10 protein-coding genes are annotated in these 7,924 nt (G+C 61.1%); all 10 read right to left on the reverse strand.

The features are described from left to right. Positions 1-563 (reverse strand): class I tRNA ligase family protein (locus ABYO54_RS11160; RefSeq protein WP_372808328.1); only part of this gene is annotated, 563 nt, incomplete at its 3' end. A gap of 166 nt (positions 564-729) precedes the next feature. Next, positions 730-1,584, reverse strand: a complete 855-nt coding sequence (locus ABYO54_RS11165) for a hypothetical protein (RefSeq protein WP_372808329.1) — start codon at positions 1,582-1,584, stop codon at positions 730-732. Then, positions 1,581-2,216, reverse strand: coding sequence for a GspMb/PilO family protein (locus tag ABYO54_RS11170; RefSeq protein ID WP_372808330.1), 636 nt, complete (start codon positions 2,214-2,216; stop codon positions 1,581-1,583). Before ABYO54_RS11170 ends, ABYO54_RS11165 begins: the two co-directional genes overlap by 4 nt. Beyond that, positions 2,197-3,549 carry a hypothetical protein gene (locus ABYO54_RS11175; protein WP_372808331.1) on the reverse strand — a complete coding sequence of 451 codons (1,353 nt, stop codon included), beginning with the start codon at positions 3,547-3,549 and terminating at the stop codon, positions 2,197-2,199. Before ABYO54_RS11175 ends, ABYO54_RS11170 begins: the two co-directional genes overlap by 20 nt. 28 nt (positions 3,550-3,577) lie before the next feature. Then, positions 3,578-4,621, reverse strand: coding sequence for a hypothetical protein (locus ABYO54_RS11180; protein ID WP_372808332.1), 1,044 nt, complete (start codon positions 4,619-4,621; stop codon positions 3,578-3,580). A gap of 78 nt (positions 4,622-4,699) precedes the next feature. Further along, entirely contained in the window at positions 4,700-5,464 is a 765-nt protein-coding gene (locus ABYO54_RS11185) for a prepilin-type N-terminal cleavage/methylation domain-containing protein (protein ID WP_372808333.1), read from the reverse strand. A gap of 26 nt (positions 5,465-5,490) precedes the next feature. Continuing rightward, a complete protein-coding gene (locus ABYO54_RS11190) occupies positions 5,491-5,922 on the reverse strand; it encodes a prepilin-type N-terminal cleavage/methylation domain-containing protein (RefSeq protein WP_372808334.1) in 432 nt (143 codons plus the stop codon). Next, a complete protein-coding gene (locus ABYO54_RS11195) occupies positions 5,919-6,569 on the reverse strand; it encodes a prepilin-type N-terminal cleavage/methylation domain-containing protein (protein WP_372808337.1) in 651 nt (216 codons plus the stop codon). The genes ABYO54_RS11190 and ABYO54_RS11195 overlap by 4 nt, the downstream gene beginning before the upstream one ends. Before the next feature lie 13 nt (positions 6,570-6,582). Continuing rightward, positions 6,583-7,023, reverse strand: coding sequence for a type II secretion system major pseudopilin GspG (gene gspG / locus ABYO54_RS11200; protein WP_372808335.1), 441 nt, complete (start codon positions 7,021-7,023; stop codon positions 6,583-6,585). A gap of 54 nt (positions 7,024-7,077) precedes the next feature. After that, the coding region (locus ABYO54_RS11205) for a type II secretion system F family protein (RefSeq protein ID WP_372808336.1) at positions 7,078-7,924 on the reverse strand (847 nt) is incomplete at its 5' end.

Genomic DNA, 7,924 nt, shown 5'->3' on the forward strand with positions numbered 1-7,924 from the left:
ATCGACTTCTGGTCGACTTCGGAGTCGCAGCGCTCGCAGGCGCCATCGACCACCTGCTCGTTGGCCAGCACGGTCGCGCACGAAGGACACCAGTTGACGTTGGAGTTTTTCTTGTAGGCGAGACCCTTTTTGTAGAACTGGAGGAAGAGCCACTGCGTCCATTTGTAGTATTCCGGCAGACAGGAGGTGACTTCCTTGTCCCAGTCGTACATGCAGCCCCAGGCACGCAGCTGCTGCTTCATCTGGGCAATGTTGCCCAGCGTGTATTCCGCCGGCGGGGTGCCGGTTTTGATGGCGGCGTTTTCGGCCGGCAGGCCGAACGAATCCCAGCCCATCGGCGTGAGCACGTCGAACCCCTGCATCTTCTTATAGCGGGCGACGGCATCGCCGATGATGTAGTTGCGGCCGTGGCCGACGTGCAGCTTGCCGGAGGGATACGGGAACATCATCAGGCAATAGTACGGGTTTTGCGCCGACGCCAGATCGGTCTTGAAATCGCCGTTCTCGTCCCAAAAATTCTGCCACTTGGATTCGATTTCATTGAAAGGATAGTTTTCGTTCATTGTCCCTGCTCCATAAAAAATGACCGCGCAGACGCAAAGAAACAAAGATTCCATGCCGTCCGGCATCTTCGTGTCTTCGCGGTCGAAATAAACCACGCATGTAAAAGAGAGGGAATAATAGGGATTGGCCTAAGCTTTTCCACCTTCAAAGGTTGGAAAATTCCGTTTAGCGCCGGTTCCCCCCGCTGTTGCCGCCGCTTCTCTGGTTAGCGGACGACTTTTTGCCGGAAGCGTTGTTCTGCTGGGAAGCGTCGTTTTTCTTGCCGGAGGCGGCATTCTGCTTCTGGAGCTGCTGCAAGAACTGCTGGCGTTGCTGGGGCGAAAGCGTCTGCATATATTGCCCCACCCGCCCCGCAATCGCCTGCGTGGCGCCGCTCGGGGCGCGGCTTTGGGCGGCATTCGCCCGTCCCGCCGAGGCTTTGGCCGTTGCGGCCTTGGCGCCGCCGGCGACGGCATCGACGAAGTAGCCTTGGCCATATCCCGCCTCGGCGCTGGCCTTGGCGTGCTTCAGCGGCTTGTAGTCCACCTCGTAGGTTTCGACTTCCCCGGTGAAGAGGTGCTCGAACGTAACGCCGGCAAAGTCGATCGATTTGATGTTCCATTCGCCGAGGAAATCGACGATGGGTTGGCGCGGATCGCGCTCGTCCAGCACCTGCGCCAGCGCGGCCTCTTCGTCGCCCTGCCAAACGCGCAGGTTGGCGTCTGGCTTGGACTTGAGCGAAAAGACGGCGTTGCGCTGGGTTTCGCCGACATAGACGCCCTTGACCAGCAGATCCGGGAAGGCGTTTTCCCCGGTTGCGATGCGCTCGGGCACGAACAGGTGCTTGGCCACCACCTGCTCCATCGTCGGCACCGGGGTGCCCAGAACGAGGTTTTTCGGGACGCGCGCCTCGAGGGTGCCGGCCGAACCGGCGGCATCGACCGCAACCGGGGGCCGCATGCCCGAGGCCACCAGCACGACGCCGCCGACGCAAGCGATGCCCAACACGGGAACGATGTATTTCGAAATGTCCAGGTTCATGCCCCGCCCTCCTCTCCGGCTTGCATATGGATCTGGATCGACAGCCGGAACTGCATGCTCGGGTCCTTCGTTTTTTCGGGCGCCTTTTTCGAATTGCCCGAAGTAGACGTCTTGCTGTTGTTCGGTTTTTTCGGCCGCGGCGCGTTCAGCGACATCGAATCGACCAAAATGAGCGGGCGCGAGGTTTCCAAGCGGTGCAGGAACTTGAGGAGCTCCGGATAGCGGCCGCGGCCGCGGACGGAGAGGTTCATCTGGGTGGTCGAATCGCCGATCGTCGAGCGGCCCGCCGAAACCTCGAGATCCAGGTCGGGGCCCATTTCGTTGAGCAACTTGGTCATTTTCGACTGCATCATGATGCGGTTTTCCATCGGCGGGAACAGCAACTCGCCGGCGCCTCTGAGTTCGTCGCGCAACATTTCGTTTTCCTGCTGGATGGCGCGGGCATTGGCCACCACGGCATTGAGATCCTCGAGCAGCGCGATTTCGTCCTGCAGGCTCTCGAGCTGCCCTTGGCGAAACGCCGTCGCGGCCCGGAGCGCGGGATAGATCCCCCCCCCGATCAGCAACGCCACCCCGCCGATGACCAGATAGATCTTTTCGCGGCGCGATATTTTAAATGTCGGTTTCTTCATCGGGAGTCCTCATGGTAACAGTCATGGAAATGGAATGGTAGTCGCCCTCTTTCTTGCCAATGTCGGATTTGCTGATCCCTTCGACAAAGGGCGAATCCTGCAGCAACCCGGGCAACCGGTCGGGCTCCTTGGAATGGCCGCGGATATAGAGCGTTCCGTTACTGTAGTAGAGCGAATAGAGATAGCTGTCCTCCGGAAGCAGTTCGCTGAGCCCGCCCAGCACCTGCATGGCGCCGATGTGGAGATTGCAGATTTGGTCGAGCCGGTAGAGTTGCTTGCGCATTTCGCGGTTGCGGTCCTGCATCCGCTGGATCGGGGCGGCGCGGCGGCGGATCTTGGCCATCTCCTCGGCCACCTGCTTGCGCTGCAACGCGGGCGCCGCCGTCTTGAACCCGAACCAGGCCACCAGCTCGATCGCCAGCAAGGCGCAGAGCGCGGCAACGACGATGGTCCGCTTGCCGATCGGCACCTTGCGGCCCGAATGTTCGATCAGGTTCAGATCCATCGGCAGGTCCGACGAAGCCGCCAGCAACGCATCGGTCAGCGGCTCGTCGACCGCCGCAAGCTCCTCGGGCAGCGCCAACGGTTGCACATTCAGGCCAAACGCCGCGCCCAAGTCGGCTTCGAACGCGTCCGACAAGCGCGCGCCGCCCGTCAGCATCACTCGCCCGATGCCTTCCATGCCGAGCCAGGCGCGATGCTTGACGACCATTTGGCGCGCCGCGGTCAGCACCCGCTCCGGGCTGAAGCCCGGCACATTGACCGGAATCAGCTGCGAATCCTGCAACTGCCCCTGGCCGTAGAGGCACAGCTCCAGATGGCGCCCATCGGCAACCACCAGCAGCGTCGGCACGCTCCCCAGCACGGAATAGAGCGCGGCGCTGAACGGCAGGGCTTCGTCGATCGGCACCCCGACCTCTTCGAAATTCGCGACCAGCTCGCGGATATCGGCGTCGCGCGCGGCAACCAGGTTGAGCACCACCTGCTTTTCCTCGGGGGCCTCGACGGCCACCCAGGCCACGGCCCGGTCGGCTTCCGGCAGCGGTACGTGGCGCGTGGCCTCGAACTGGATCATGTTGGCGATATCGGCGGGCGCCATGGCGGGATAGCGCAGCGTTCGCTGCATCGCCAGGTCGCGCGGCACGCACAGCAGCACGCGCGCCGGGGTTTTTTCGACCGAGCGCATCAGCTTGGCGATCTCCTCGAACACCAGTTCGTCGCGCGGAAGCCGTTCCATGAATTTGATTTGCGCACCGAGCATGTTCCGGTCAATGAAAACGGCGTCGACCGTCTCGTCGCGGAACAGGATGCACATCGTTGTTTTAGCATTCATCGTTTGGTTACCCGTTATCGGTTAATCGTTAAATCTCTTCGCCCGGAACCCCGTACGCCAAGATGCGTTCGATGTTTTCGGCCGGGGCGTTTTCAAGCATTTGGTCGATGCGGTAGGTGTTTTGCGACAGGACGAGGCGGACGAGGATGATGTGGCGCGAGCGATAGACGGGTTCCGTCTGCTGGCCCTCTTCGTCGTCTTCCAGATAGAGGTCGTCCTCGTCGAGCGCATTTTCCGGCACATAGCCCTGGGCAATCAGGTAGAGGTTTTTCGGTTTTTGCTCCACCTTGCGGAAGCGTTGGCGGTCCGCGCGCCGGTCGGCGGCTTCCGCCGGAACAATGCCGTCGATGATGTATTTGCGGGAAGCCTTCGCCTCGGGCGAGTTGTCGCCGATGAAGTAGCGCAGCAGACCGCCGCCGACGAGCATGTTGTCGTCGATGCGCACCGGGTGGTTGTAGCCATAGAGCATTTCGGGGGTGAAGCCGTTGACGAGCAGGATCTCTTCGTAGCTGGAAACGGGGCCGTTCTTGACATGGCGCGGCGGTTCGAGACTTTGGTAGAACTCCGCCTCGGCGCCGTTGGCGCGCGCCAGATTGTCGGTATCGATCCAGTCGTGGAAGGCGTCGACCAAGGCATTGCGCTCCTCGCCCTCCTCGATGCCGCAGGCGACTTCGAGCAGGCGGTGCCAGTCGTTGTGGCTCACTTCGTTGGGATCGAGCGCGTTGGGCTTGTAGAGGATTCGATATGCCGCCAGCCCGCGGCCGATCTCCAGCCCCCGGCGGTAAAGCATCATTTCCTCGATTTCGGATTCGTAGTCCTTGGCATCCTTGACGAAGAAGGCATTGCCATAGTCGTCGGAATAGAACGAGGTATCCTTGCGGTTGAGCTCCATGCGCGCCAAGGCAAAGGCGGAGCGGGCCAGCTGGAAGTTGAGCGCCTCGTCGTAGTGGCCGGCCGCCGCTTTCACTTCGCCCTTCATATCGGCCCCGAACCCCGTGATCAGCACTGCCAGCACCACCACCACCGCCAAAACCATGATCAGCGCGGACCCCGATTTGCGATTCGAAGCCACCGATGCTCCCGGAAGAACACGGATTTCTTTCCGGGGCGCTCCAATAAATAACCTGTGTTTATCCGTGTACATCCGTGGCTAGATTCCTTTACGGCGAATCGAGTAGTCGAACATCAGCGACTCGGTACCGAGGTTGGGGACGGACATGACGAGCTCGATCAAATCGGGCAGGCGGACGGAATAGTCGGTGTCGATGTCGTCGAACTCCATCTCCTCCTTTTCCGGCTCGTCGGTCATGCCGGTTTGTTGCAATTTCCAGTAGCGGAAAAAGATCTCCCGGGTGTTGCCCAGCAGCATCACTTCCTTGACGGGCTTCCACGCCTCGTCGAGCGCGGCATCGGACCAATCGGGGCCGACGGGGTTGTCGATGCCCTGGAGGTAGGAGGTGTCGGTCATCCAAAGGCTCTGGCTCTCGGTGGCTTCGTCGGTGCGCACCTCGATCGTGATCCAATGCATGTAGCCGTCGTATTCGGCCTCCAGAAACGGGCGTTCGAGCACGAAACCCAGGGCGAGCTCCTCGCCGCGGAAACGGTAGCGCCCGTTGGCCGCGTCATAGCTCGGGTCGTCGGCCAGCAGACTGCGCTCCAGAGTCGAAACCTGCGAGATCTGCGCATCGCGCAACGCGCCGCCGAGCACGGTTTCGAGCGACCGCAGCCGCGTCAGCTGATCCATCGCCGCAGTGCCCTGCGCCACCGAATCGGCCGAATTCTTCAGCACCCCCGCGATGGATCCGGAGAGAATGGCAAGCAGCGCCAAGGCAACCAGGAGCTCCAGCAGGGTGAAGCCCCCCCTCGAAGCTTGAAGCTTGAACCTTGAAACTTGAAATGTACTGCCCTTCGGCATTCGATATTCCTTGTTCGTTATTCGCCCTAGCGTCTTTGAAATAGTTCCATGCCTTCAAAACGAACCCGTCTGCGCAACTCGCCGCCTTCGGCATCGCTCCATTGCACCAGCACGGTCATGGTGCAGGGCCGGAGCGCGCGGGAGCTGCTCACTTCGCTCGATTCGATGCCGGGAAGCTCGTCGTAGTCGGCCTCCTCGACCGTGGCGCTCCAGACATAGCGCCCCTCGGCCCCGGTCAATTCCATCGCCGGCAAATATTTCAGCCGCCGGAGCGCATTCATTTCGCGCTGCGCGATCCGCACGCCGCGGGCATGGTCTTCGGAGAGCGACACCTCCTTCATGTGGTGCGTCAACGTCGCCAGCATACCCGCCACGCCGATGGCGAAGACGAGCAGCGCAACCAGGATCTCTAAAACGGTAAACCCGTTTTTGAGCGAGGGATCAGGGGTGAATTTCACAATGCGCCCCCTCTCCCACTCGCCGGCTCTCCCGTTCGCCGGTTCACGACCTTAGGTTTTCCGGTCAGGATGTCGGCGGCGATGTTGAGCGTGGTCTCTTTGTAAAACAGGGAAACGCCGCCGCCGTCGCTGCCGCCGAAATGGGAAAACGCCAGGGCAACGGTTTCCGCTTCGGGAGTTTCGTTGACCTCGTAATCCCCTACCCGATCCAGACGCCGGAACGCATCGTCTTCCTGGAAAGGCGCTTCGATATCCTCGATGGAAAACCCTTCGAGCCCAATCTCCTCGCCAAAGGCCACCGTGCGTTCATAGCGGTTGCTCATGGCGAGGAGCCAGTCCTCGTCCTGGCGGTCGATCAGCCCGTCGGGATGGTTGGCCATCAGGGAACGGTAGGCGTTCGATTCAACGGCGCGCAACTCGTTCATCACCGGATCGATGCGGATTTCGATGCGGATTTTGCGGCTCTGCGCCACCTGGCGAGCCTCGTTCATCAGCCGCATCACCCTGCGCCCCTCCTTCCGGAGGGTTTCCTTTGGCGACGAAAACGCCGCAAGCGCCGGAACGCCGATGGTGACCAGAACGGCTACGATTGCCAAAACAACAATCAGTTCCACCAAGGTAAACCCAGATTTCCGCCCATCACCCATCACGTCTCACTCGTCACTCATCAATACTCGAAAGATCGGCGTTGAAGCCTTCGCCGCCCTCTGCGCCGTCGGCGCCGAGGCAGACGATTTCATAGTCGCCGCCGTCGGACGCGGGAACCTTGAGGAGATATTCGTTGCCCCACGGATCGCGGATATCCTTGGACTTGCGCATGTAGGGGCCGCCCCAGGAGCCGTCGTCCTCGTCCGGCGCGGAGACCAGCGCGGCGAGCCCGTCTTCTTCGGCGGGATAGCGCCCCATGTCGAGCTTGTAGCGTTCGAGCGCGGTTTCGAGCTGGCTGAACGAGGTCCGCGCCGCTTGGACGCGCGCCTTGTCGGGCTCTTTGCGAAACGTCTGCATCGAAATCGTCCCGATCACCATCAAAATCACGATCACCACCAAGAGTTCCACCAAGGTGAAGCCGGATTTGCGTTGTCTTCTCTTCTTATCGTTCATCACTTGCCTCCATGTTCATTCAATATTCGTTCTTGCCTGTTCGATAGGCTTCGGTCAGCGGCCGCCGGTGCTCATGGCCATCATGCCCTGCATCATACCGATGACGATGAAGGCGACAAAGATCCCCATGACAACGATCATGATCGGTTCGAGCACGCTGACAAAGCGGTCGGTGGTGGCGGAGACCTTCTCTTCGTAGCGGTCGGCCACTTTGTTGAGCATGGTCCCGAGCTCGCCGGACTCCTCGCCCATGGTCACCATGCGCGAGGCCAACCGCGGGAATTCGGGGTGTTGCTGCAGCAGCGGCCCCATCGGGCGGCCCGCCTGCACGGTTTCGTAGACCTTGTTCATCAGATGGCGCAACGCGGGGTTGGAGAGCGTTCCGCCCGTGATGGAAATGGCCTGGAGGATCGGTACCTGGCCATCGAGCAACGCGCTGAGCATGCGGCAGAAGCGGCTGGTTTCGGCCTCGGCGATCAGGCGGCCGAGCATCGGGACCTTCAGCATCTGGAGACCCCACTTGATCTTGCCCTCATCGCTGCGGGTGAAAAACTTGAACGCGCCGAACCCGCCAACGGCCAGAATGGGGGCAAACCACCAGTAGTCGCGGTTGAATTCGCTCATGGCGATGACCGCACGGGTGGAGGCCGGCAGCAGTTGCCCGCTTTCGGCAAACATTTCGGTGAGCTTCGGGATCAGGAAAAGCATCAGGCCCGCCACGACCCCGATGCCCATGATGAGCAGCAGCGAGGGGTAGATCATGGCGCTGGTGACCTTGGAGCGCAGCGTCTGGCGCCGCTCCATCAACGAAGCAATGCGCTGCATGATTAGTTCGAGCGAGCCGGAGGCCTCGCCCCCGCGCACCATGTTGGAATAGAAGCGCTCGAACACCTTCGGGTGC

Source organism: Pontiella sp., from assembly GCF_041622395.1.
Lineage (GTDB): Bacteria > Verrucomicrobiota > Kiritimatiellia > Kiritimatiellales > Pontiellaceae > Pontiella.

Coding starts and splice junctions, on each gene's coding strand:
- ABYO54_RS11195 (WP_372808337.1), bottom strand. CDS start 6,569: ATGGGTGATGGGCGGAAATCTGGGTTTACCTTGGTGGAACTGATTGTT.
- ABYO54_RS11175 (WP_372808331.1), bottom strand. CDS start 3,549: ATGAATGCTAAAACAACGATGTGCATCCTGTTCCGCGACGAGACGGTC.
- ABYO54_RS11170 (WP_372808330.1), bottom strand. CDS start 2,216: ATGAAGAAACCGACATTTAAAATATCGCGCCGCGAAAAGATCTATCTG.
- ABYO54_RS11165 (WP_372808329.1), bottom strand. CDS start 1,584: ATGAACCTGGACATTTCGAAATACATCGTTCCCGTGTTGGGCATCGCT.
- ABYO54_RS11185 (WP_372808333.1), bottom strand. CDS start 5,464: ATGCCGAAGGGCAGTACATTTCAAGTTTCAAGGTTCAAGCTTCAAGCT.
- gspG (WP_372808335.1), bottom strand. CDS start 7,023: ATGAACGATAAGAAGAGAAGACAACGCAAATCCGGCTTCACCTTGGTG.